20 protein-coding genes are annotated in these 24,162 nt (G+C 43.2%); 4 read left to right on the forward strand and 16 right to left on the reverse strand.

Annotated elements, in window-relative coordinates:
* Positions 1–12: 12 nt before the first annotated feature.
* The 4 genes from ACXAF2_RS09885 to ACXAF2_RS09900 all read right to left on the reverse strand — a co-directional run bounded on the left by ACXAF2_RS09885 (position 13) and on the right by ACXAF2_RS09900 (position 3,644).
* Positions 13–951, reverse strand: a complete 939-nt coding sequence (locus ACXAF2_RS09885) for a DUF1672 family protein (protein WP_315635599.1) — start codon at positions 949–951, stop codon at positions 13–15.
* 515 nt (positions 952–1,466) lie between these two features.
* Positions 1,467–2,039: a signal peptidase I SipW gene (gene sipW / locus ACXAF2_RS09890; RefSeq protein WP_475138371.1), complete on the reverse strand. Its 573-nt coding sequence runs from the start codon at positions 2,037–2,039 to the stop codon at positions 1,467–1,469.
* Between the two features lie 24 nt (positions 2,040–2,063).
* Complete coding sequence (gene tapA, locus ACXAF2_RS09895; RefSeq protein WP_475138373.1) at positions 2,064–2,921, reverse strand: amyloid fiber anchoring/assembly protein TapA; 858 nt, start codon at positions 2,919–2,921, stop codon at positions 2,064–2,066.
* A gap of 126 nt (positions 2,922–3,047) precedes the next feature.
* The gene (locus ACXAF2_RS09900) at positions 3,048–3,644 is read right to left on the reverse strand and encodes a CalY family protein (protein WP_475138375.1); all 597 of its coding nucleotides are present in this window, start codon (positions 3,642–3,644) and stop codon (positions 3,048–3,050) included.
* 340 nt (positions 3,645–3,984) lie between these two features.
* Here ACXAF2_RS09900 and ACXAF2_RS09905 point away from each other — a divergent pair, with 340 nt between their 5' ends.
* Positions 3,985–6,087 carry a GDYXXLXY domain-containing protein gene (locus tag ACXAF2_RS09905; RefSeq protein WP_475138377.1) on the forward strand — a complete coding sequence of 701 codons (2,103 nt, stop codon included), beginning with the start codon at positions 3,985–3,987 and terminating at the stop codon, positions 6,085–6,087.
* Positions 6,088–6,189: 102 nt separating this feature from the next.
* Here the strand turns inward: ACXAF2_RS09905 and nagA are convergent, their stop codons facing one another.
* From nagA to ACXAF2_RS09955, 10 genes are all read right to left on the reverse strand, one after another.
* The gene (gene nagA / locus ACXAF2_RS09910; RefSeq protein WP_475138379.1) at positions 6,190–7,359 is read right to left on the reverse strand and encodes an N-acetylglucosamine-6-phosphate deacetylase; all 1,170 of its coding nucleotides are present in this window, start codon (positions 7,357–7,359) and stop codon (positions 6,190–6,192) included.
* A 61-nt stretch (positions 7,360–7,420) separates the two neighbouring features.
* Positions 7,421–8,347: an ROK family protein gene (locus ACXAF2_RS09915; RefSeq protein ID WP_475138381.1), complete on the reverse strand. Its 927-nt coding sequence runs from the start codon at positions 8,345–8,347 to the stop codon at positions 7,421–7,423.
* 16 nt (positions 8,348–8,363) lie between these two features.
* The gene (gene pfkB / locus ACXAF2_RS09920) at positions 8,364–9,296 is read right to left on the reverse strand and encodes a 1-phosphofructokinase (RefSeq protein ID WP_475138383.1); all 933 of its coding nucleotides are present in this window, start codon (positions 9,294–9,296) and stop codon (positions 8,364–8,366) included.
* Positions 9,289–10,140, reverse strand: a complete 852-nt coding sequence (gatY, locus tag ACXAF2_RS09925) for a tagatose-bisphosphate aldolase subunit GatY (RefSeq protein ID WP_475138384.1) — start codon at positions 10,138–10,140, stop codon at positions 9,289–9,291. The genes pfkB and gatY overlap by 8 nt, the downstream gene beginning before the upstream one ends.
* Entirely contained in the window at positions 10,137–11,336 is a 1,200-nt protein-coding gene (locus ACXAF2_RS09930; protein WP_475138386.1) for an SIS domain-containing protein, read from the reverse strand. The genes gatY and ACXAF2_RS09930 overlap by 4 nt, the downstream gene beginning before the upstream one ends.
* A 65-nt stretch (positions 11,337–11,401) precedes the next feature.
* Positions 11,402–12,121 (reverse strand): GntR family transcriptional regulator, encoded by a 720-nt coding sequence (locus tag ACXAF2_RS09935; RefSeq protein WP_475138387.1) that lies wholly within the window; start codon positions 12,119–12,121, stop codon positions 11,402–11,404.
* Between the two features lie 99 nt (positions 12,122–12,220).
* Positions 12,221–13,480 (reverse strand): Gfo/Idh/MocA family protein, encoded by a 1,260-nt coding sequence (locus ACXAF2_RS09940; RefSeq protein WP_475138389.1) that lies wholly within the window; start codon positions 13,478–13,480, stop codon positions 12,221–12,223.
* Between the two features lie 29 nt (positions 13,481–13,509).
* Positions 13,510–14,343, reverse strand: coding sequence for a carbohydrate ABC transporter permease (locus ACXAF2_RS09945; protein ID WP_475138390.1), 834 nt, complete (start codon positions 14,341–14,343; stop codon positions 13,510–13,512).
* A 14-nt stretch (positions 14,344–14,357) separates the two neighbouring features.
* Complete coding sequence (locus ACXAF2_RS09950; RefSeq protein WP_475138392.1) at positions 14,358–15,299, reverse strand: carbohydrate ABC transporter permease; 942 nt, start codon at positions 15,297–15,299, stop codon at positions 14,358–14,360.
* Between the two features lie 61 nt (positions 15,300–15,360).
* The gene (locus ACXAF2_RS09955) at positions 15,361–16,608 is read right to left on the reverse strand and encodes an ABC transporter substrate-binding protein (RefSeq protein ID WP_475138393.1); all 1,248 of its coding nucleotides are present in this window, start codon (positions 16,606–16,608) and stop codon (positions 15,361–15,363) included.
* A gap of 477 nt (positions 16,609–17,085) precedes the next feature.
* On the opposite strand from ACXAF2_RS09955, the gene pgaC reads away from it, so the two are divergent.
* From pgaC to ACXAF2_RS09970, 3 genes are all read left to right on the forward strand, one after another.
* Complete coding sequence (gene pgaC / locus ACXAF2_RS09960) at positions 17,086–18,321, forward strand: poly-beta-1,6-N-acetyl-D-glucosamine synthase (protein WP_262372017.1); 1,236 nt, start codon at positions 17,086–17,088, stop codon at positions 18,319–18,321.
* Complete coding sequence (gene pgaD, locus ACXAF2_RS09965; protein ID WP_475138395.1) at positions 18,318–18,674, forward strand: poly-beta-1,6-N-acetyl-D-glucosamine biosynthesis protein PgaD; 357 nt, start codon at positions 18,318–18,320, stop codon at positions 18,672–18,674. The genes pgaC and pgaD overlap by 4 nt, the downstream gene beginning before the upstream one ends.
* Before the next feature lie 135 nt (positions 18,675–18,809).
* Entirely contained in the window at positions 18,810–19,706 is an 897-nt protein-coding gene (locus ACXAF2_RS09970) for a tetratricopeptide repeat protein (protein WP_475138396.1), read from the forward strand.
* A gap of 225 nt (positions 19,707–19,931) precedes the next feature.
* On the opposite strand, the gene ACXAF2_RS09975 is transcribed toward ACXAF2_RS09970, so the two are convergent.
* Together ACXAF2_RS09975 and ACXAF2_RS09980 are read right to left on the reverse strand one after the other, a co-directional pair.
* Positions 19,932–22,292 (reverse strand): family 10 glycosylhydrolase, encoded by a 2,361-nt coding sequence (locus tag ACXAF2_RS09975; RefSeq protein WP_475138398.1) that lies wholly within the window; start codon positions 22,290–22,292, stop codon positions 19,932–19,934.
* Between the two features lie 247 nt (positions 22,293–22,539).
* Complete coding sequence (locus tag ACXAF2_RS09980; RefSeq protein WP_475138400.1) at positions 22,540–24,111, reverse strand: FAD-dependent oxidoreductase; 1,572 nt, start codon at positions 24,109–24,111, stop codon at positions 22,540–22,542.
* Positions 24,112–24,162 lie beyond the last annotated feature (51 nt).

A 24,162-nucleotide genomic window follows, 5' to 3' on the forward strand; every position in this document is an offset into this window, starting at 1 on the left:
AGTTATACCCCCTTACTCTTTAATAATCTCATCTGGGGTCGTTTTTTCGAGCGAATTTTCTTTTACCCCTTCAAACGACTGTTTGAGGACTGTATTGTCATTGACGAAAATACTGTATGTTCCTTTTGGTATATCATCCATGCTTTCAATATCGTTTACAACTCTATTAAATACCTTCTCATCCGGGTCAGTTTCTTTCTCTTTCATAAATAAATTAATGACTACCTCAAAATAAGTTGGATTAAACGCTTGTTTATTGTAAGCAGCCCTTAATTTTTCTCTACTGACCTGGGGATCTTCCATATATAGCTCAAAAACTGGTTTAATTGCTTCATCATTTGAAACGGAGGAAGATAAAAAGTAATAAGGTGTCATATATCCTGAACCACCAACATTTTGAAGGGATTCAATCGTTCTTCCAGTAATAGCTTCTTCATTTGCAATTTTCTCTAAATACTCATCCAAACGATCAAACTCGTCTTTAAATATTTCCCTGTATAAACCTTCTGTTATGGCACTCTCCACCTGTCCTTCTTGGGAAAACACTTTGTCTGACAGGATTTTTTCATTTGATTGATCAATTGGAACAACTGCATACGTGTAAAAATGAAGCGGATCAGTTGATTCCACAAATACTGTAGCTCCGTCTACATTACCCACAATATTATGAACCTTTACATCTGTCTTATATTCTTTCAAGAAAAAATCTTTAACCGCTTTCTCTACTTCTTCACGATTTTCTTCGGCAATCTTGTCTGTTTCTTCCCCATTTTTCAGGGTGTATCCCTCCCCATTGTACTCCTGCACACTTACATATTGATTCATAACTTGTTTTTCAGGGCTCTCTTTTTCATCCACACCATTACCATTCGCATTATCCATATTCATACATCCTCCAAGTAATAATGAAAGTCCGATTCCGCATATAATCCATTTATTTTTCGTATTCATGAATGTCTGATCCTCCTAATTGGATGGGTTCATTTAAAGAATTACCTTTATATTGTATAAAAGTCTGTAAAGTATTAACAGTTCAATCGGGTAATACTTAAAGCAATCAGGTAAAACAGGAAAAAAGTAGGGGAGCAGACTTCTTTTTCACATTTCTTTTATCCTATTGATTTCGCTCATTCACCTCATGCCTTCAGACTCATATATTTGTATAATTACCCCAATTATTCAAATGATAACCTATAAGTCTTGAAAATAATCTCCTGAAATTTATAACTAACCGACGTTATCATCAGATCGGGAGTAGTTAGATAAGGTCATACAGCTCACCACTTTAACATCACTTCTTTACAATGGAATCCGGAAACGTTAACTGCAAAGAATTATCTTCAATTCCATCGTCTACTTTTTCATTAATTATATTATGATTAATGATTACACTGTAATTTCCTTTTCTCGTAGAAAATAAAAAAAGAGAAGCAAGAGGTCCGTCCCCTCACTTCTCTTGAAATAGATTATGATACATTCTTCTCGATCGTATCTTCTTTTTTTGATGAAAGGTCTATGGTGGAGATTGCTTTCCAAATCGTGATACCTGAATAAAAAAGGAGTAAAATCCCCGGGATGATGAACATCAATGCTCCGTTTTTCGAATTCATGAAATTCATGAAGTAGCCTATATAGGGAATCGTGAACCCTTTGTATTCTGCAACCACATTTTCAGATAACACAGGTTCAAGATCCGGAGCGTCATTATTATCCCCTTTAGTTTTATACATCACATGTTCTCCGCTTTTGGTCACTTCTAAAACCCGGTGAGTAATAAGAATGTTCTCTTTCTCTTTAAATGTTATGACATCGCCTTCTTTAAAACGGGTCATATCTCCTCCGGGTTTCACCGCAATGATTGATCCCGTTTGGATATCCGGCTCCATCGACCCTGATAACACTGTCTTGATTTGATAGCCCATGAATTGGGGTTCCCCACCGGCTGCCTTGGATGAAACGACAACAAATATCATCATAAACAATACCGCATACAGAACGACCGTTATACTCGTACTTAGTATTTTTTTGGCTAGCTTCATTTTTTCATCAACCTTACCTTTCTTTTACTCTTGATTACTAGTTTTTTCAGGTGAAGCAGGAGATGGTTCTAACTGCTCTTCTTCCTTGGCTGGCGGTGGTTCTGAATCCTGGACACTGGCTTCAGTAACTTCGGGTTGTTCTTCCACTTCCGGTTCTGGCTCAGCAGGGACTACAGGCTCCTCGGATTCTTGCTTTGTCTCTTCCTGTGGTGGAGGTTCTTCCTCGATTTTCTCATTAGTTGGATCATTATTTGTATCAGGTACGGTTACTTCCTGCTCTTCTTTTTTATCAGGAGGCTCGGTTTTACTTTCATCCCCTCCCTTATCCGGAGATTTTGGTTTTTCTTGTTCACATTTTATTGTAATTGTTTCACTCCATAATTCATGTCTGGTGTCTTCTTTGTTTCCGTGGCCTGGGCGCTGGAGTGCTTTGAATTTGTAGTTTCCAGATTGATTGACATTAGCTTTTAAAGTAGCTATTTCACCTTTATTGATAGGTTGAATCTCTCCACTAAATACGATTTTTCCGTCCTTAGGATTTCCTTTGGCTGCATAATACGCTACGAATTCTGTCGTACCTTGCATTGCACTTCCTGTATTCATAATTCTGGCTGAAACGTCTACTGGAGAACATGCATTTACTGTTCGATCCACTTTTTCATCAGGGAAGTTTAATGAACTTTTATCCCAGATACTCCAAGTGCCTGCAGTTATGACACCTGTTACATGGTCTTGGTCGTTAAAATAGGCTCCGGTGCTGCCGTCTATGAATGAAGTCGTAATGGTAGTGGCATACCAGATGGCCATTAGCTGACAGAGCAGCTTCCACTTTTTTGTCGGGGTTTTGTGTTTTCTTGTTCTTGAGTATCTTATGGAGATCACATCCTTTGGATATGTGATAGATTAATTTCTTGAAGAAACCAGAAGTTAGATTTTTCTGGCTTCTTCAGGAAATCAAATTGATATTTAATAGAAGAAAGGTGGGTGGGGACCCACCTTTCAATTATGTTAGCGTGCTTCGCCTGCTCCTTGCTTACCTTCAAAGGTCCATTTAAGTTCTAAAGAGTCTCCTTGGAAATGGTTTTGTTCGCTACCATTGTCTACAAATTCGTACTGAACTAACAAAGTGTCATTTGTGCCAGCAGCTAATTTCCCTCCTCGTTCTCCTAACCATGCTGAGAAAATATTACCTTCAATTACATCTGGAGACATATTTTTCAAATCAGCTAGTGTTGTACTAAAGATCGGTTCATCTACTTTGTCAATGTTCCAAAGGAAGTTTACTCGAATATGTTTACCTAAATCATCATTATTATTATTACTATTAGCATCCGCCACAGTATAGTCTGTAGCTAGATCAATAGTTGCAATATCAAGTGTTCCATTATTTAATAGTTTAAATGAACGAAGCATAGTATCCCCGGGTTTGATATTCTCCACATTTATAATCTCTGTTGGTGCAGCATTTAAGTCTAAGGTTCCTGCTGCAAATGAAGCACTTGTATCTACGCTGTCACTAAAATAAGCATATGTACCTCCTCCAACTAATGCCAATCCTAGTGCCGCTGATGCTACGCCTAAACCTAATTTTTGCTTAATACCCATTTCTAAATTCCTCCTCGTTTTCACTCTATTTTTTGGTTCGTTCTAAAGTCTCTTTTGTTCTTTTTAACGAACCTTACATTTGAAGTATAAGACAAATGTCACAGGTTGAAAAACCCCAAATTTGGCTATTTATTCGTTAAAAAGAACAAAATACGTTATTTCTCTCTATTTAACTCTGTATATCGTACTTTTTTATTTATTATTAAGAACAATATGTTCTTTATAATGCACAATAATGCTGGAAGAAGTTAGAGAACCGAGAAGGGGTTTAATTCCCTCCCTACCCCACATGCTTATATTTCCCTTTCCCTCATATAATAGGATAAGGAGTGTGAAGTGTATGAAGAAATTAATTTCACTAACGTATTTTTTCGGAGTTGTGTTCCTATTAGAAAGTGCTCTTTATTTTTTCGCTTCCAACTGGCAGATGTTTTCCCGATTGGAGAAAGTCGCTTTAGGAGGATCTTTGATTGTAATGTTCTATGGATCAGCTTTTCTGTTGGACCGTGTTTTAAAGGGAGCCCATTTCCTTTCAAACTGGTTGCTGGTCAGCGGGGTGATCTCCTTTGGCTTGTCCGTTGCATTACTCGGGCAGCTTTACAATTCCCACGCGGACAGCTATTTATTGTTTCTAATTTGGGCCATACCGGCCTTCCTATTCAGCTTGAACACAAGGTACAGCGGGTTTTACGTATTAACCCATATACTCATCCATTTGGCGATATATTTTTACCTCTTCCCTTCTTCTCCATTTGCCCAATGGACACTCACCCATACATGGATCGCGTTCGGAGTCGGAATTGTAAACACTCTCTTATTTCTGATCATAAAAAAAGGCTACATCCATTCAAAACCGCTGCTTTATCTGAGCCTGATCTCAGCCAATCTTCTCCTCATGGTCACTGCATTCGATAATGAGTATTCCGTTTTCTTCACCCTGTTTTATTCTTTAACACTAGGGCTTGGGGTGTATCGTTACTTTCAAAAAGAAACATCCATCTTTATCATTCTTTCGATATTCGGAACGGGCTTCATCATCATCAAAATGTTCGAGTTGATGGCACAGTATGTAACCAGCCTTTTCTTTGTCGGTCTGTTATTAGCCGCTATTCTCTTATTAGCGGGAAGTGTATTCCTTGTGAACTATTTACGGAAGCATTCCTCTTCCCGTCATTGGACAAAGGCGGTTTTCGTTGCAAGTGTCACGACCATTGCCTCTGTTTTCATCATAGCATCTGTTTTCGGACTGCTCTCACTTCTCATGGTGGATGTCTCAATGGTCACTTTATTTGTATTCGCGACGGTATTCCTTGTCGTTCCAAGTACTCTATCCAGCTGGCCGTCCCCTGTAAAGTATTCACTCATGATGACCGGTATTGTTATAGGGATGATCGCAAGTACGTTTGATGAATTTCCCTTTGTTATGTTCTTCGTTCTGGCCTATGTGTTTTATGTGGAGAAACAGTTCGCCGCGAGGTTTGTATTCTACGTTCTGTTTCAATTGAACACAGCGATCTTCTTAGGGCAAACCTTGGACTTAGGCACTCATGCTCTCCTTGTCGTGATGGTGCTCCTGAATGTTGCAGTGTACCTTGCTCTGAATCAAAAGCACGTCATCCAATATGGAGCGTTTCTCATTGGATTCTTTGCCTTTTTCTCGTTAACTGCCGTCAATCTTTCATCGACGCTTCATATTATCTATACTGCTCTGTTCTTCCTCACCGCTACGGGATGCGTCTATTTTTTCAAAAAGCAGGATCGCACCTTCTATTGGGTTTCATCGCTGGTGTTCTGGTTCCTGCTCATCGTTCAACTCTATTACGATTTAGCCTGGAAGCTCGTTCATAAATCCCTGCTCTTTGCCGTGCTCGGCCTCCTCTTCTTCATGGTGGCAGTTTACCTGGACAGGAAGGTTGGGCATGAAACAAGATCACACTCGTTGCTTGCAGGGAAAAGGATGGGTATTGTCCTCATCATCTGTCTTCAAGCAGGATGGATCGGGTACCAGGTCTATACAAACGAAACCCTTTTACAAAATGGTGAAACGGTCCTATTGGAGCTGCAGCCTGTTGATCCAAGATCCCTCTTGCAAGGTGACTATGTGGAATTGAACTACACGATCTCCCAGCTTCAAGAACCTTCCATCGAGGACAAAGGCCCCATCACCATTGTGCTGAGGAAAAATACACAGGGAATCCACGAATATTCCGGTGTATATCGATTCAATGAAAACTGGAATACCCCTTACGAAAAGAAGACTGGTGATGTCCTCTTAAATGGAAAGGTAACAAGCTATTGGGATAACACGGTCCAGGTCGTCTACGGAATCGAACATTTCTTCATCCCGGAAGGAACGGGCCTGGATTTGGAAGGAAAAGTGAAGTCTGCCGAGGTGAAAGTGAGTGATAAGGGGGACGGGATATTGGAACGGTTGCTTGACTAGAGGAGTAGAAGCATAGGGACGGTTCTTATGCTTCCAATCACTCACCATTTTTGTGAAAAACGTGAACAAAAAAGAAGCAAGAGAACCGTCCCCTTGCTTCTCTCAATAAGAGCCCATTAACCTGTCCCCTTGGCCACCCCACACCATTTCCCCACCGACAAAGGTTGCTCGAACGTTCCACTTTTCATCAATCAACGCAATATTGGCCTTTTTCCCAATCTCTAAGCTGCCAACCTCGTGGTCAATATTGAGCAGCTTTGCTTGGTTTAGACCAACCATTGGTAAAACCTCCTCAAGGGGAACCTTCAATACTTCTTTCATATTTTTAAGGCACTCCAGTAAGTTGGTTGTACTTCCTGCCAAGGAGCCGGTGTCCACGGTCCTCGCGATTCGATCTTGGACTTTCACTTTCATTGTACCGAGGGTGTAATGACCGTCCGGCAAGTCGGCTGCAGCCATGGAATCGCTGATTAAAAGGATTTTATCGCTTCCTTTTGTTTTATGTAATAGTTTGATGGCGCCTGGGTGGACGTGATGGAGGTCGGCAATGCATTCACAAAGGCAGTCATCATTGGTCAGGACGGCCCCGACGCATCCCGGATCGCGGTGCTTGAATCCTCTCATTCCGTTAAACGTATGGACTGCGATTCTTGCCCCTTGGGAGATAGCAAGATTCGTTGTTTCATAATCTGCGTTGGTATGCCCCATCGAAACGTGGATTCCCATACCTGTGAGATAATCGATGATCTCCATGGCATGTTCTTTTTCAGGGGCGATCGTCAGTACTTTTATCGTGTTATTTGAAGCATTGATCAGCCCTTCTATCTCCTCGATTGATAGCTCTCGCATGTACTCCACGGGATGGGCCCCTTTATGTTCGGGTGTAATATAAGGACCTTCCACATAGGATCCCAGGATTTCGGCTCCAGTTGTTTGACCGATTGCTGTACTTACTGCCTCAACTGCCTTCCGGATACTTTCCAGATCATGGGTGAGTGTGGTGGGCAGGAATCCTGTTACTCCGTATGTCACAAGAGAGTTAGACATCTCCTGTAAAGAATGGACACTCCCATCCATGGTGTCATGTCCCGCTATGCCATGGATATGCAGGTCAATCATGCCAGGTATGGCGGAACAACCGGGGAATTCGACGATGTCACATGGAGGAGTTTTCTTAGTAACGCCTGAAATGCGCCTCTCTTCCAAGAGCAGATACCCATTTTCAACGATTCCTTCAGGTGTATAAATGCGGCCGGCCTTCACGGCTTTCATTATCCTCATCCCCTTTTATTAAAATAAACAGAACAAGCAACACCTTCATGGGTGCTGCTTCCTACACTGATTCTTTCATGTTCATCCGGTTTAAAGCCAAGTAACAGGCTCCGTATAATCCTGCGTCATTTCCCAGAGTAGAAGCAATGACCGTATCCTCATTCCCATACACATCCATTACTTCATTCCTTAATTGTCTATTGATATCTTGAATAAAAGGACCCTCACCTTCCGTGATACCGCCCCCAATGATGATCTTTTCGGGGTTGAGAAGATGGATGACATTCGTTAATCCCATACTAATAGAATGAATAAACCGTTCATATACGAGCAAAGCAACTGGATCTCCCTGCTTGACAAGCTCCATAATTGTTTCGCCGGAAACGTTCTCAACCGCAACTCCTTTTTGCAGGGCTTCCTCCTTATAGTCTTGAACAAAAGCAGAAGTGGACGCATATCGTTCAAGGCAGCCTTTTCTGCCGCAGCTGCACGGTTTCCCACCTGTAACAATGACGGTATGGCCCAGCTCACCCGCAAGTCCCGAAGATCCATTGACGATCCTTCCATCCATCACGATGCTGCTGCCAATTCCAGTACCCAGTGTTAAGAAGACGGCGTTTCTCATACCCTTGACAGCACCTTTCCACATCTCGCCAAGGCAAGCACTTTTCACATCGTTTTCAACTGATACCGGTAATTTGGTGAGTGAAAATAATATCTCTCCCAGCTTCATTCCACTATACCCTTGAATATTATTCGAGAATAATATCATTCCTTTCTCACGATCCACGAGACCACAAGAGGATATGCCAATGGCAGAGAGGTGAAAATCATGCTTAAGCGATTTCACTTTTTCATTTAATACGTCAGGGATCTCATGGCTTATGGGGGTTGCCATTTTACTTTTAAAAAGAAGGTGACCCTTTGGATCAAACACGCCATATTTAATAAACGTTCCTCCGATGTCAAAACAGACGATATGACTCATTTTCCATCCCCCCTATTCATTCAACTACATCTATTTCCTTCATGAATCGTCGAATGTCCAACAGGTTAACCTCACCCGTTTTTTCCATTATGGCGTTTGACATTCCACAAGCACAAGCCCATTTCAAGACTTCTTCAATCGGGAATCCATGGGAATACGCATAGGTAAACCCGGCGAGCATGCTATCTCCGGAACCAACGGGATTCACTGCTTTCACTTTAGGAACCACTGCCCTCAGAACTCTTTTTTCACTCACTAAAAAGGCCCCTTCTTCCCCCAGAGAAAGAAGCACATAATGTATTCCTTTATGACAAATAGTTTGGGCATGCCGTAACATGTCATCGGCAGAGTCAAATGTTCTCCCTATCAACCTAGCAAATTCTTCTTTGTTCGGCTTAATTAAAAAGGGTTTGCCTGCGATACCTGCGGCAAGTCCCGGTCCACTTGTATCCAATAGCAAGCGAACTCCTTTTTGATTTGCCTTCTTTGAAAGCTCACTGTACAAGGCAGTAGGGACCCCTTCAGGCAAACTACCGGAAACGACGACAAAATCTACGGTATCCAGAATCGAAGAGAATGTTCGATCAAACATTTCTAACTCATTGCTTGAAATTAAGGGACCCGTTTCCAGAATCTCGGTCTGACCTTCCTTTGATAGAATGGCCAGACACGTTCTAGTCTCTCCTTTAATGGGGACAAATGAAGTGTGTATCTTCAAATGAGATAATTCGCTTTCAATCCACTCCCCGCTCTTTCCACCCAGGAAACCGGTACACGTAACCTTCTGCCCCAATCGGGATAGAACCCGGGTGACGTTAAGACCTTTACCACCTGCCGATTTTTCAATGGAAGAAACACGATTGACCTCATCCACTTGAAACTGGGGCAGTGCATATCTAACGTCTATCGCCGGATTTAAAGTGACCGTTGCAATCATGGGACTAGCCACGATTAAAGCTGCCGCACAGCTTGATTTTGTCTGCTACAACCTTTTTCATCCCAGCGACGGCATCCGTGAAATAATAGCGGGGATCATTGGCTTCCGGGTTTGCGTTCAGATAGCTGCGGAGCCCTTTTACAAATGCCATCTTCAGCTCCGTCGCCACATTCACCTTGCAAATGCCACGCTCAATGGTCTTGCGGACAAGCTCATCGGGCAATCCCGATGCCCCGTGGAGAACAAGGGGGATATCGACTTCCTGCTGGATTGCCGACAAGCGGTCGATATCGAGCTTAGGTTCACCTTTATAAAGTCCATGAGCCGTCCCGATTGCCACAGCCAGAGAATCAATGCCGGTTCTCGCTACAAACTCCTTTGCCTGTTTGGGGTTGGTATAGATCTGATCCCTTTCGTTCACTACCAAATCATCTTCCATTCCACTTAGACGACCGAGCTCCGCTTCAACCGTCACACCGAACGGGGCAGCATACTCTACAATTTCCCTGACAATCCGGATGTTCTCGTCGAACGAATAATGGGAGGCATCGATCATGACAGATGGAACACCCATATGGATGAGATTCTTGATATCATCCAGGTTTTCATGATGATCAAGATGAAAGCAAACCGGGATATCATAGCTCTTCCTTGCCGCTTCCATCATCTTGACCAAGAACTCTTTCCCCATATACCGGACGGTACCGGGCGTAGCCGCGATCATGACGGGCGAACGGAGGTCCAGAGCCGTTTCCAGAACCGCTTTGAGCGTCTCAAGATTATGAATATTAAAGGCAGGCACCGCATAGCCTTTCGACTGAGCCTCCACGAGAATCCTACTTCTAGAAACAATCATACCCTTTCTCCTCCATTCTGATAAGGATAGATCGTGACACCTTTTACGACCCGGTTGACGAGCCCCGAGGGAGATGGATTATCCGGGGAAAGTCCCAGATGCATGGATTTACACAGGGCAAACTGCTGGGCATACATGACATATGGAAATGCAAGGAATATATCCTCTTGAACCGTCTCCAATCCGGTACTCAAGAACAGGTCACTGTAGCGTTCGGCGACATCATCCTGATAAGAAGAGATCGCCACCACCTTCCCTCGCTTTTGTTCATGGTATAGCTCCTTCAATAAATCCAAATCATATTTTCTTGTGTACGGATGACAGGATAAGAATACGAAGACGATTGTCTCTTCATCTAAGATCGATTTCGGGCCGTGACGGAATCCCAATGGAGAATCAAAGAATGCCGGAATCGTACCTCCCGTTAATTCCAACAGTTTTAAAGAGGACTCCCTTGCAAGTCCCTGAAAAACGCCTGAGCCTAAATATACAACCTTCGAAAAAGTGGAGGACGCAAGCGATTCTATCTTTGTCTTTCCTTTCTCGATAATTTTTTTACCTGCCGAACCTATTTCCTTCACAGTCTTCTCTAGAGTATGAATGTGCTCCGGCTGGAAAAGGAGCAGAACCGAAAGGAGCATGGTCGTAAAGCTGCTTGTCATCGCAAACCCTTGATCATTCGCTTCCTTCGGCATGTAGATGACCAAGTGATCCGGATCCCCCTTCTTCTTCTCAGCCAGTAAACCATCACGATTACACGTAAGGGCGATTCCGTAAAAATCATCAATGATTTGCTCCCCCAACTCAACTGCCCCAACGCTTTCAGGGCTGTTACCGGAACGGGCAAAAGAAATCATCAGGGTCGGAAAATCCTTGTTCAAATACTCATATGGTTTGGAGACAATATCGGTCGTGGCGATGCTTTCTACCGTCCATTTCTTATTCTTGACCATTGCCTTTATGGACGTAAGAACGGTTTCCCCGACAAAAGCAGACGTTCCCGCTCCAGTCAAAATCACTCGAAGATGAGGATGTCTTTCCTCCAATTTCTTGAAAAATTTCATCAGTGTATCTCTATGTTCAAGCAGGATTTCAACGGTTTCTTTCCAAAGTCTTGGTTGTTGAGCTATTTCTCTTGTTGTATGGATGGCACCGGGATTATTTGGTTCCCATTTGTTTGATTGTATAAGTTCCATACCCATTCCTCCAAAACTGTTAATGTCATCATTACCAGTTAAGCGAAATAGATACTCGAAAGCACCTACTTCAATTCAACTGTGTACGTAAATTTATCTCCCCTTGCGATGGAGATGGTATATTCAATAACGTCTTGATCCTCATACGTAATACGCTCCAGTCTGAGACACGGTGAGTGTTCTTCAATACTCAGCATGTCGGCTGCCCGTTTTTCGGCGCTGACCGCATTGAAGCTTTCCATTGCTCTTGTAATCGTCACATCGTATTGGGACCGAAAGATTTCATACATTGGCGTATATTCCAATTGTTCCTTCGTGAGATTGGTAAAACGCCTTACGGGAACATAAGAGGTTTCATAAATCATCGGTTCTTCGTCAGCAAGTCTCAGTCTCGTAATCTTGAATACTTCTTCTTCCACCGGCAGTTTCATAGACTTCGAAATGGTGGTGTCACAAGGTACTTTTTCAAATGAAACGACCTGTGTGGAAGGATGTTTCCCAATTTTCTTCATTTCCTCTGTGAAGCTGTAGAATTCAACAAGGCTCTGCTTATAGGTCTTCGGCGAAACATAGGATCCCTTACCGTGAACCTTATAGATGTAGCCGCCCTTTTCAAGCTCCTGCATCGTTTGCCTCACCGTCGTCCGGCTCACTTTGTATGTTTCACACAGCTCCCGCTCAGAGGGTAACTGCTCCTGCTCCGCAAGTTCACCCTTTTCGATCTTTTCGAGAAGGATATCCATCAGCTGATAATATAACGGTAAGCGATTATCTTTTTCTATCATGTTAAACTCCTTTAGTGGTATCTTTGTCATAACCATTTGTATACTCATTATACATAAAATTGCGACAATTATCACTTGATGCCATGATAGAAGTTTTGATTAAGCATTTTCTTTTATCTTCTCCAATTCATCCATATAACTTTTCAATTCGATCGTCGCACCAGACAGTCTCGATTCCTCCGCTGCAAAGGCAATCAAATGACTTTGAGAAGAAGCTCTGGCAGATGTTAATGTCCCTTTATCCTTCGTGCGGACCCGGTTGATAAAATCCTGCATGATACTCGTATCAGCACCCATGTGACCGCCATCCACGGTTGGAGGATAGATCACTTCCTTCTGACCGGCAAAATGCTTGATGATTAATTCATTATTTGCGTCATGCCCGGTGATTTCCCCTTTTGTCCCCATGATTTTGAAGTTACGATACGTTTCCTTCGTAAAGGCCGTCATCGTGAACGAAACCGTCACATGCCCTTCAAACAATAAATTGACGACTTGATGGTCCACCACATCATTGTCACACCGGTACACGCAGCGGCCGTAAGGACCTTCCTGGATCGCCTTCAAGCGGCTTTCAATACTTGGATTCGCTGACACAACATTCGCTGGCCACACATCCCGGTCATGAAGGTACCACTTTGCAGCGGAATACGGACATTCTTTCTCCACCTTACAGCCGTCCAGACAGCGGTGGGCCGATCCCTCAGGAGCGTTCTCCTCTTTAAAATAGGTGAGACTTCCATAAGACGAAACGCTCTTGCATTCCGTTCCGATCAACCAGGCGAGCATATCCATATCATGACAGCTCTTCTGAAGAATCATCGGACTTGATTCCTTCGAATTGCGCCAATTCCCACGGACAAAGCTGTGTGCCTGATGGAAATAGCCGACATTCTCATTCCATTGAACCGAGACAATATCCCCGATCACCTTTCGATCAATCACTTCTTTAAGAGACTGATAGAACGGAGCATATCTCATCACGTGGCATACACTGAGGAGCGTGTCATGCTTCTCGGCCGCTTCTGCGATGGCCAACGTTTCAATGGGGCTCGGTGACATCGGTTTCTCCAGTAGAATGCTATATCCCTTTTCAATGGCACGCATGACAGGTTTATAATGATCCCGGTCAGGGCTGCATATAAGCAGGGCTTCACATACCCTTTCTTGTTCCAACAGGTCCGGCCAGTCTTCAAATCTCATATTCTCAGGGATTCCATGTGCTTCCGCAAATTTCTCCCGCTTTTCTTTATCCGGTTCTGCTACCGCGATAAACTCGATTTCATGAGGATACTGGAGGGCATAAGATCCATATGCATAAAATCCCCTGCTTCCAGCCCCTATTAGTGCTGCTTTCATTGTCATTCCTCCCTCGGTAGCCTATCAACTTATTTTCCACCGGTAATCGCAATTCCTTCTATAAATTGCTTCTGTAATATGATAAATAGAATCAACATCGGTAACACAGCCAAGAATGAGCCTGCCATTAAGATCGGATAGTTGGTGCCATACTGCCCCTGTAAAGAAGATAATCCTACGGCCAATGTCATGGCATCCGGTGAACTATTCACGATCATCGGCCACATCAGTTCATTCCACGACCATAGAATCGTGAAGATCCCCAGGGCGATCAAGCCAGGCTTGGCGAGTGGCAGCATAATGCGCCAATAGATTTGAAAATGGTTGCATCCGTCAAGTCGGGCCGCCTCCTCAAGCTCCTTCGGTAATCCCATGAAGAATTGCCGTAAGAGAAATGTTCCAAATGCACTAAACAGCCCTGGGACCACAACGGCTTGCAGCGTATTGAGCCATCCCAGCTTCACCATGATCATGTATTGGGGAAGCAGGAATACCTGGCCAGGGACCATCAATACGGACAAAGCCAGCACGAACAGAAGATTTCTTCCTGGAAACACGATCCGCGCAAAGGCATAGGCAGCCAGAGAGCAGAGAAATAACTGTCCCGCCGTTCGGAGTACCGTGATGATAAATGTGTTCATCATAAATTTGAAGAATGGCAGCAGAGTGAATACCTCCTGATAATTTTTCCACTGAAAGTCTTCCGGTATCATCACCGGCGGAACCTGAATGGACTCTGCATAGGTTTTCAGTGAGGTCAGAATCATCCAGACAAAGGGAAACAACATGATAATCGAGCCCATGATCAGGATGAAATGGATGAGAAACGTCTTACTCCTTACAAACTGAATCGATTTCTGCATAGGTCATTCCCTCCTCAATCATAATGGACCCACTTCTTTTGCAGGGCCATCTGGATCACCGTGATGATGAGAATCACCACTAGTAATAACACCGCAATGGCTGCTGCATATCCCTTATCATTTAATACAAAGGCATGCTGATAGAACAAATACACAATGGATTGAGTATTCTCAAGCGCCGTACTGCTTTTACTGATCATCATAAAGATCAGGTCGAAGAATTGAAAGGCTCCGATCAACGACATGATCGACACGAAGAAAATGACCGGTGATAGTAGCGGCAAGGTAATTTTAAAGAACATCGTAACAGGACCTGCCCCATCCATTTCGGCTGCTTCGTAATACGTTTTCGGGATCCCCTGCAGGCCCGATAAAAAAATGACCATGTTGTACCCGATCCCGCTCCAAATCGCCACGGCAATAATGGAATACAGCGCGATATTGGGATTCGTCAACCATTGTGGACCTTCTATCCCGATAAAGGACAACAGGTAATTCAATAAGCCGAAATCCGAATTGTATAACCATTTCCACACCATGGCGATCGCTGCCGGCATGGTAATGACGGGCAGGAAATACAACGTTCGATAAATCGTCGTCCCTTTAATCTTTTGATTGAGCAAAACGGCGACAAGAATCGAAAGGAAAATACCAAACGGAACGGTAAATAGGATATAGATCCCTGTATTCTTGAATGATTGCAGAAGATTCACATCCGAAAGCATCCTTGTATAATTCTTCAGCCCGATCCACTCGTATGTCCCAAATGCCCCCCACTCGGTAAAGCTGAAGTAAAAGGTCTGAAGCATCGGCCATAAATAAAAAACAAAGAGACCTATCATCGTCGGAGCGATCATGATATACGCCCATAAATAGTCAGAACGTTTCTTCGTTCTTGCATAAGAAAGCACGTGAAGTTTTCGTTTTGTTTCAACCTGGAGAGGAAGCGGTTCCATTTCTATTCTCCTCCTTTGTCAGGAAATGAAGAGAAGAAACACTCTTCCCTTCTTCCCTTTCCTACTCTTCCAGTTCTTTATTTGCTTTATCCGCAAGCTCCTTTACTACCTTCTCCACACTTTCTTCACCGGCCCAGGCCTTCTTGAGGATATCCGTTTCATGCTGCCAGATGGCCCCTGTGTTCTTCACACTTGGAAGTGGATTGGAATATTCAGCTCCGTCGATATACGCTTGAAGGTTCAACTCCGGAACAGAATTCAACCAGGCCTCCTGCGTTCCGTTAAAGGCAGGAATGACTGTACCTGTTTCGGCAAACACTTCCGCTGCCTCTTTCGAACCAAGGAATTTCACAAACTCCCACGCAGCTTCTTTATGCTTGGTATTGGCCGCGATGACATTGGACAATCCATGAATCGAAACAGCCCTCTGCTTCCCTTTTGGCAGAACCGCTACGTCCAAATCAGGATTCTTCTTATATTCCGGTACCATCCAGGGACCATCGAACATCATGGCGATCTTTCGGGATGAGAACAGATCCGATGCTGCCGTTTCATTCATCTGGGCTTGAGTCGGAGACATTCCCTCTTCTATGAAACTAATATTGTATTTCAATGCCTCGATCGCTTCAGGCTGATCAAACCCTACCGATTTTCCATCCTCTGAAATTACGTGTCCACCGTTTTGCCAAATCAAATCGTAGTAACCACCTTGATTCCCCATCACGGCAGCAAAGCCCCATACCCCTTTATCCTTGTTCGTCAGTTTCTTTGCCGCTTTCTTTAACATATCCCAATCCCATGTATCATCAGGATAAGGGACACCAGCCTCGTCAAAGATTTTCTTGTTATACCATAATCCCGTCGTATCATAATCCTTAGGTATTCCATATACCTCATCATTCACCGTATACAGATCAATGAGCGACTCGGGATAATTATCCAAGCTGTAATCATCTTTCTCAGCAAGGTCGCTCAGTGGCAGAAGCACCTTCCCTTCCGCATATTGAACAATATGAGGACCATTCATCCATAACACATCAGGCAATGCCCCTCCGGTTGCGGCAGTTTCAAGCTTCTGAAAATACTGCCCGTATGGGATCAGTTCCGTCTTCACCTTAATGTCCGGATGTTCTTCATTAAACTGTTTAATGATCTCCTCAATCGCAGGTACTTGCTTCTTATCCCAGAACCCATAACTGATCTCGATCTTTCCATCCTTCGATTCCCCTGAAGAGCTGTCACTGCACCCTGCCAGCACCCCAAACACCCCAAGCACGAACGATAATAATACCATAAGACCCTTTCTCACCATGTTTCCCCCTCTTTCTTCAAGTGATATTCGTATACAGCTATTTGCCTTACTGATTGTCATGATGTTATTACCAGTTAAAGTATAAGGCGTTGTATGACCTGGTAAGAACCCGAGGATGCTCCGTCTTAGTAATGATGTCATTACCAGTTAAATAAAGTATATCACCTTCAATCCAGAAGATGAACGTTTTTATTTAAATTTTCTAAAAATTATATCGACAGGATTCTACAAAACTCCTTTTTCATTAATATCCCAATTACACCAACAATATTTTCATCAAGTAACGACGAAAGACCGTTCAAAGAGTTTCATTGGCCCCCTTTATATGATTCAATCATCTAGAAGCTGTTTTCACTTAACCTATCGAAAACATAACCAGAATGTACGTTAAATAATAAAAGACCCTATCATTCTACTATTCATAGCCCCGCTTACTTATCTATTGAATCATTGCATCGTGAAGGAGGTCAGAAATTGCTCAGTACAATCATACATTCCGTTGGAAACTTTCTTTTCATTTATCCTTTGTTCATGAGCCTTGTTTGGATCATTTCGGGTCTACTCTTCTATATTAGACGTGAAAGAAAACCGATGGACATACAAGACAACTTGGAGGAGCTTCCTTTCGTCTCGATTCTTTTGCCTTGTTACAATGAAGAAGCTCACATTGAGAAGACGGTTAAGGAATTAAATAACATCAACTATAAACATTATGAAATAATCGTGATCAACGATGGCAGCACTGATGGAACACAAGACATTTTATCCGTGTTGACCCGCTCGATTGATCGGCTAAAAGTAATCAACATTATAGAAAACAAAGGAAAGGCAAATGCCTTATATTATGGAACCATCGCCTCGAAAGGTGAAATTGTAGTGACGATGGATAGTGATGCCATGTTGGATAGAAATGCGTTACTCTATATGATCCCTCATTTCACAACTCCCAGAAATAGTGAACGTGTAGGGGCAGTTACCGGGAATCCTCGTGTTCGTAACAGGCAATCCTTATTGGGAAAAATCCAGGTGGTGGAATACTCTTCCATTATAGGCTTAATTAAACGATCTCAAAGGATTTTAGGCAAGATGATGACCGTTTCAGGAGTTTTCGTTGCCTTTCGGAAAAAAGCTCTTCTTGACGTCAACTTTTGGGACAAGGATTTAATCACGGATGATATCGGAATCACCTGGAAACTTCAGGAACGGTTCTGGGATGTACGGTACGAACCAAGAGCATTGTGCTGGATGTTGGTCCCGGAAACGCTAAAAGGTTTATTAAATCAGAGGATCAGATGGGCGCAAGGGGGAATGGAAGTGCTCATAAGGCATCGATCCATCTTTAAGGATTTCAGACAAAGAAGATTATATCCCGTTTATATCGAACAGACTCTGAGCATCCTATGGTCAATATCTTGGATGTTCTATCTCATTTACCTAGTATTCTTTGGATTTTCTCCTTCTATGCTGTTCTACGGTGCCTATATTGCCTTCATCTCATTAATTCAATTAATGGTCGCTTTATTCATTGATAGACATTACGAAGAGAAACTCCTCCAATACGTATGGTGGGCAGGATGGTATCCAATGGTTTACTGGATGGTCAGTATATTCGCACTGGTTCCAGCCATCCCGAAAGCCTTTAGAATACTCACATCAAAGAAATCGGAATATGCCATTTGGGAAAGTCCGGATAGAGGAAAACAGACATGATGATCGAAAGAAAACAGAAGAATAAGCGAGTGATTGCCCATCTCATCAGTGGATTGATATGGTTAATCATCATAGTATTAAACGGATTCCTTTTCACTCCAGCCTTTGACTTTATCACATCATTCAGTCACATTGCCTTTTTACAATTTGCCCTCCCTTTGACTGTCATGTTTATCATTTTCATCGCGATCCTATCATTTGGGTGGAGCTTCTATAATAAAAAACGTTTTGGCAAGCTAAACAGGCGTAGAATGCCTGATGAAGTAACACTGGAAGACCTCGAAGAAGCAATCCCTGAAAGGAATGAGACCCTTACGGAACTTCAATCACAGAAATGGACGAATATTGGGTAAATAGAAGGGATACACGTGGAACCGTGTGTCCCTTCAATAAAGTACGAGGCATTTCTAAATGCAAAGGATGCCTGCTCACCCTTCCCATCCATCTGTTAAAATAGGAAAAGATGACTTGTTCAGAGGGGTGAGGAATTGGATTATTCAGTGATAGGAAAGAAGATTAAAGAATTAAGGAAAGCGGTAGGACTGACCCAGGGTGATTTGGCTGAAGGAATTTGCACCCAAGCGCTGATCAGCCGGATCGAGAAAGGGGATATTTACCCAAGTGCTACTGCGTTATATCAAATCGCCATGAAGCTTGGAGTGGATGTGAACTACTTCTTTGAAATCGGAACGACGCCCCGTATTGATTATGTCCGAGAGGTTGAAAGACAATTAAAAACTCTGAGGTTTAAACGAAAATTTACAGAAATGATCGAAATGGTAAGGACGGAAGAAAAAAATCCATTTTTCTACAAGGATAACGAAAAGCTGCAGCTCCTCAGCTGGCATAAAGCCATCTATCTATTCGAGGTCGAAGAAGACCACGCGTCCGCCTTTTCCGTATTGCGCCAGGCGTATGAGCTGACAGCCCATCAAAAAAAAGCACCCTCTGAAAGAGAATTGGAAATCCTGATGACGTTTGGAACATGGGAGAAGTTACTACACAACAATGATAAGGCGCTCCATTATTATCATAAAGTCGAAGATATCCTCAAACAAATGGAACACTTGAATGATCAATCCATCAATACACGATTATTATATAATATTGCCCGCGTCCTGACCCAAATAGGAAACTATGAAGAGTCTATTGCTTATTGTCATAAAGGCATAAATTGGTGTTTGGAAGAAGAGCATTTATGGGGGCTGGGAGAGCTTCACTATCATATAGGCTATAATTACGAAAAAATCGGGGATTTTGAAAAGGCACTTCCTTATGTGGACCAAGCCATCCAATTGTTTATTTTGAGGAATGATGATACTCATCTCGAGTTTCTTGAGCGAAGGAAAAGAGAGATTGTGAGCAAGATAAAAGGAGGGGATTGAGAGGGAAGCATTCAATACTGGTTGGTCGTTCACTGCGCGAATCAATTCGTATTACTTAAGTGACAGAACTTCTTCTTTCATGGATCAGCATCCCTAACCTCTTTTAGTGAGTGCGGAGCTTTTGTATGTTGTTTTAAATTTCAATTGTTCACATGGGTTGGATAATATTAATAGGGAATCAGAAAAATGAGACCAGGTATTTTTCTCCTGGTCCCACTTTATCATTTACTGCTGTTTCTCATAATAATAACTCAACCACTTATGCACTTTGTTCATCTTTTCTAACATACGTTCTTTTACTACTTCATTCAAGCTATCCATTGATTGGATCAGTTCAACCGTCTTCTCAAACTCTTTTTCTACTTTGTCTTTCTTTAACGAATGATCAGGACGCTCCATCATCTTCTCCCACTTACGCAGGTTGTTTTCAAGCTTTTTACCTTCTCTTTTGTCCACTGCGCCTTTAGGAATATAAATGGAGGTTGTCTGTTCCTTCAATTGTTTTACTGTTGCCAGTACAGCTTCTTTCGGCGTTTCTCCAGGATTGACGGCAGTGTTTCTCCATGGTCCTTTCCCCAAGGCATCCACAGAAGGAGCACTTGCTTGACCAAAGGCAAACATGTTTACTCCTGATGTACCGTAGGCGGCAGCCAGTACATCGTTCACGGCTGCTTTTTCCCCCAGATGGTGATAGAAGGAATAGATTCCTGTGTAATACATCATAGAAGGTGGTGTCAGCTTTTTACTTGCTACAACGGTAGACTGAATACTATTAAAGTCATGGCCATAGGCTTGCGGGATAACACCATCGATATCCTCAACCCAGTCGCTGATCAATACGGCTTCAGGTCCTGGCTCAGGGGTAGCCGTCATCATAAATGCAGGGTCGATTCCTTTACTCTGATCATGAAGCTTCTCCACGAAAGCATTCTCTTGTTCACGTAACCAAAGCTCCCATTCTTCCCATAGTTCATCAGATTCTTCTAGATTCATAGGGTCTACACCGAATTCTTCTTCAAAACGTTCGCGGTTCGATGCACTAAATCCATAACTCTTATCAAAAGAATGGTGCGGATAGCGCATATAGTCTATATTGACACCAGTGATTTTGTAGTCCTCCTGCTGTTCTTTATAGATTTCCAGCATGAATTCTTGTACCTCTGGATTGGCAATATCTAACCAATAATAATTACTGCCTGAATCGCTTCCGGGTGTTCCCGGCTCATCATTCCGTTGAACCGCGCTCCACTCAGGATACTTTTTGAACTGAGATGGAAGTCCAAGGCTGCTGTGACCGATCATGAAACCATCTGTCCATGATTGAACCGTAATGCCCCGTTCTTTTCCTTCTTCAATAAAGGCTTTCAGGATATCTGATCCGTACTTTCCATAGTCTTGGTCAGCGAAATTCGGATGTTGCTTTGGCAAACCGTAGTCTTCCATTTTGTCACTCGGGAAGATTGTATATCCCCAGAATGTTGTTTCAAGATAAAGGGAATTGAATCCCGCTTCCTCCATGCGGTCCAATGTCGTGATGACATCATCCAGATCCTTCTCTTCAGGGCGATACCAGATGGCTCTCTGCTCACCTACTTCAGATGGCAGGGAATAATAATATGCGTCGTAAGCAGCCTGAGTGGCTTGCTCTGTATATTCCAAAGCCTTTTGCGGATCCTCATTTTGAATGTCATCCGCTTTTTGAAGGAGCTCTTCTGCCAGCTCGACAGAAGCATTCGCCTCTTCAAAGGCTGCATCGATGTAGTTCTCTTCTGCATGAGAGATACTTTGCTTCGCTTCCTGTAAATTCTGTTCGCTCTTGAATATATAAGTGGACGCATCGCGGATCAACTCGATATTCCCTTCAGCATCATACTCAACCTTCATACCGATTTCAGCATTTTTCAAGTATTCGGCTTCTGTTCCGTGACCACTCACGACAAACCCATCAGCCGGAATCGCACTGTCTCCTCCACCGACTTTCGTGACCACTCCACCGGTTACCGTGATTTCATACCCGTAAGGATTGGTACCGGTACTGGTCCCGAATGCCGGTGTATAGACAAGAAGTTGATTTGCTCCACGGTTACCCGGGAACGGCGCACCATCCGGATTGGATTCATCTGTTGGATCAACGTCATCTAGGACAGCCGAGTAGGTTCTTTCAACTGGCTCATTAATCCAAACCGTTTCTCCTTCATCAAGGCTCTTTAAGAACGTCATAATTTCATCTGTCGTCTCTGGACCCGTGGATAGGACAACGCCATCTTCAGGAATCGCACTGTCTCCTTTACCCGACTCCACCACGTGATAGCTTGAGCCTTCTTCATGCTCCAGGATCACCTCATAAGATGATCCATTGGTTTCCGTGAAATAACTGAACGTAGGATCAAATAACACCAGCTTGTTCGTGTTATTGCGATTGTTTTCTGCATCCACAGTGATGCTGATACCATCCTCATCGACTACCTTCATTGCTTCACTTTCATCTGCTTCCACTTGTAGTGCCGGGGCTTGAAATGCAGGGACGACCAATGCCATGGCCATAGCAGGCACAGCCATTTTCTTTCCTACCAACCACTTTTCCATACAATACCTCCAAATAATCGTTTTTGTATGTATGCACTAACATGATGCGGCAATTAAATACTATCATAATTTTCAGAATAAAAGGAATAATTCTTCACAAAAGATAGTTTAGTTGGATTAATTCTTCATAAATAGTCAAAAAGATATAAGTGAATATAGATACATTATATGTTCCAGAGGACACCCCTCTGGTAGAAACCATTTTATAAAGGGTTCTACCAGATGTCATCAACTTCATAAGTTCGAATCAAATTGGCCCTAGCTCAGGCCAGCGCAATTCAATACCTGCCACTACAAGCATCTCTTGAAATTCTTCCAACAACACTTTATCCTCTCTCACCTTGCGAGGGAGAACACCCTTCTCAATAGCAAAAGCGGCCAGATACCCCGCTGATTCACCGATATTCCATTCCACAGGATGAACTCGAAAGCAGCCGTTCGTAATATGAGTTGAGCCAATATTCTTACACGCTGGTAATACATTGTTCACTCTTACCGGCAGCAGGGCACCTAATGGAATTTCAAACGGATAGCTTTCTGCATAGAAAAAAGTATTGGTTTCTGTCGTCGGATGAAGGTCAATCCGGTAGCAGCCGATCCCCACGGAGTCTTCAAAGTGCTCGATGCCTCGATCGCCTCTGACATTGGCATTGATATGCTCTTCCACAACAGTCGTGACGGCCTTGATCCTCCTTGATTCACGAATATAAGGGTACTTGGCCAGACCATCCTCTGCTCCTAAAATATCCCCTCGCAGACGCACGCCCGGATACCCTTTTCCACCATCCGGTCTAGGCGCTTCGGTTTGCAGCCAATAAAGAAGTGATAGACTTAATTGTTTAGATTCATGAATATGTGTTTCATACTCTTCTTCATTGACGTCAATGATCGAGCCTGACCAATAATCGTTCTGTGGCCAGTTGATTAACGAAATATCCCCATCATACGTTCCCTCCTGAAATAAAGACGGGTCTATGATGCGACGGTAATCCCACAGTCCCCAGATGTCTTCATGATGAAACATGGCGAATTCCTTCGAACCTCCCGTATGGGCATCGGGTGCGAACCAGCTTAGCTGCTTGTGTTGCAGGAATGGTGCCTGGTAATCTTTCCAGAAATCATACTTCTCTGGTTTTTCGATGACGAAATTCCCACCCTCTACATAATCCACGGCAAACACATAGGTAAACGACTGCATATCCTGTGGTCTTCCCTCTTCTGGTGCGTGAAGCTCTCCTGTATCCCGTTTGGATTCGGCACCTGTCACATATTCAACACCAGCTAAAGGAAGTAAATTCCCTACTTCTGTTGCATCCAGATAATATTGTCCCTCCAGCTTCATTCTCTTCTCGTTTTCGGTATGTTGAACGGTTACAGAGAAAACATCATCTCCTTCAACGGAGGCCTGAATGGCTTTGTAGTTGGTGTAGATCTGTAACCTCCCACTACTTGTATAAGGAACGAGCATCTCCTGAAGAACGGTAAGAGCCACTTTCGGCTCATGACATAGCCTGCTGACCCAACCATTTCCGGGATTCAGCCTGTCATTTTGACGAGCTTCTTCTTTTAAAGGGTAGTGCGACCGGTAATAGTCTCTGACCCGATTCCGAAATTGACGATACGTTTTGGTACAGCCGAATTGTTCAATCCACTGATGTTCATCCGGCGGGACCGCTTGGCTGGTCAACTGTCCGCCAATCCAATCCGTTTCCTCTGTCATAATGATTCTATGTCCGCGTTTTGAGGCAGCTAAAGCGGCCGTACAACCGCCGATTCCTCCGCCAATGATGACAATATCTGTTTTTAAATTCTCTGACATCTTTTCACCTCTTTTTGAAAAAGTAAGCTACTCCCTTTGGTAAAAACATTA

The sequence above is a fragment of the Rossellomorea sp. ABR4_004 genome, assembly GCF_056159585.1.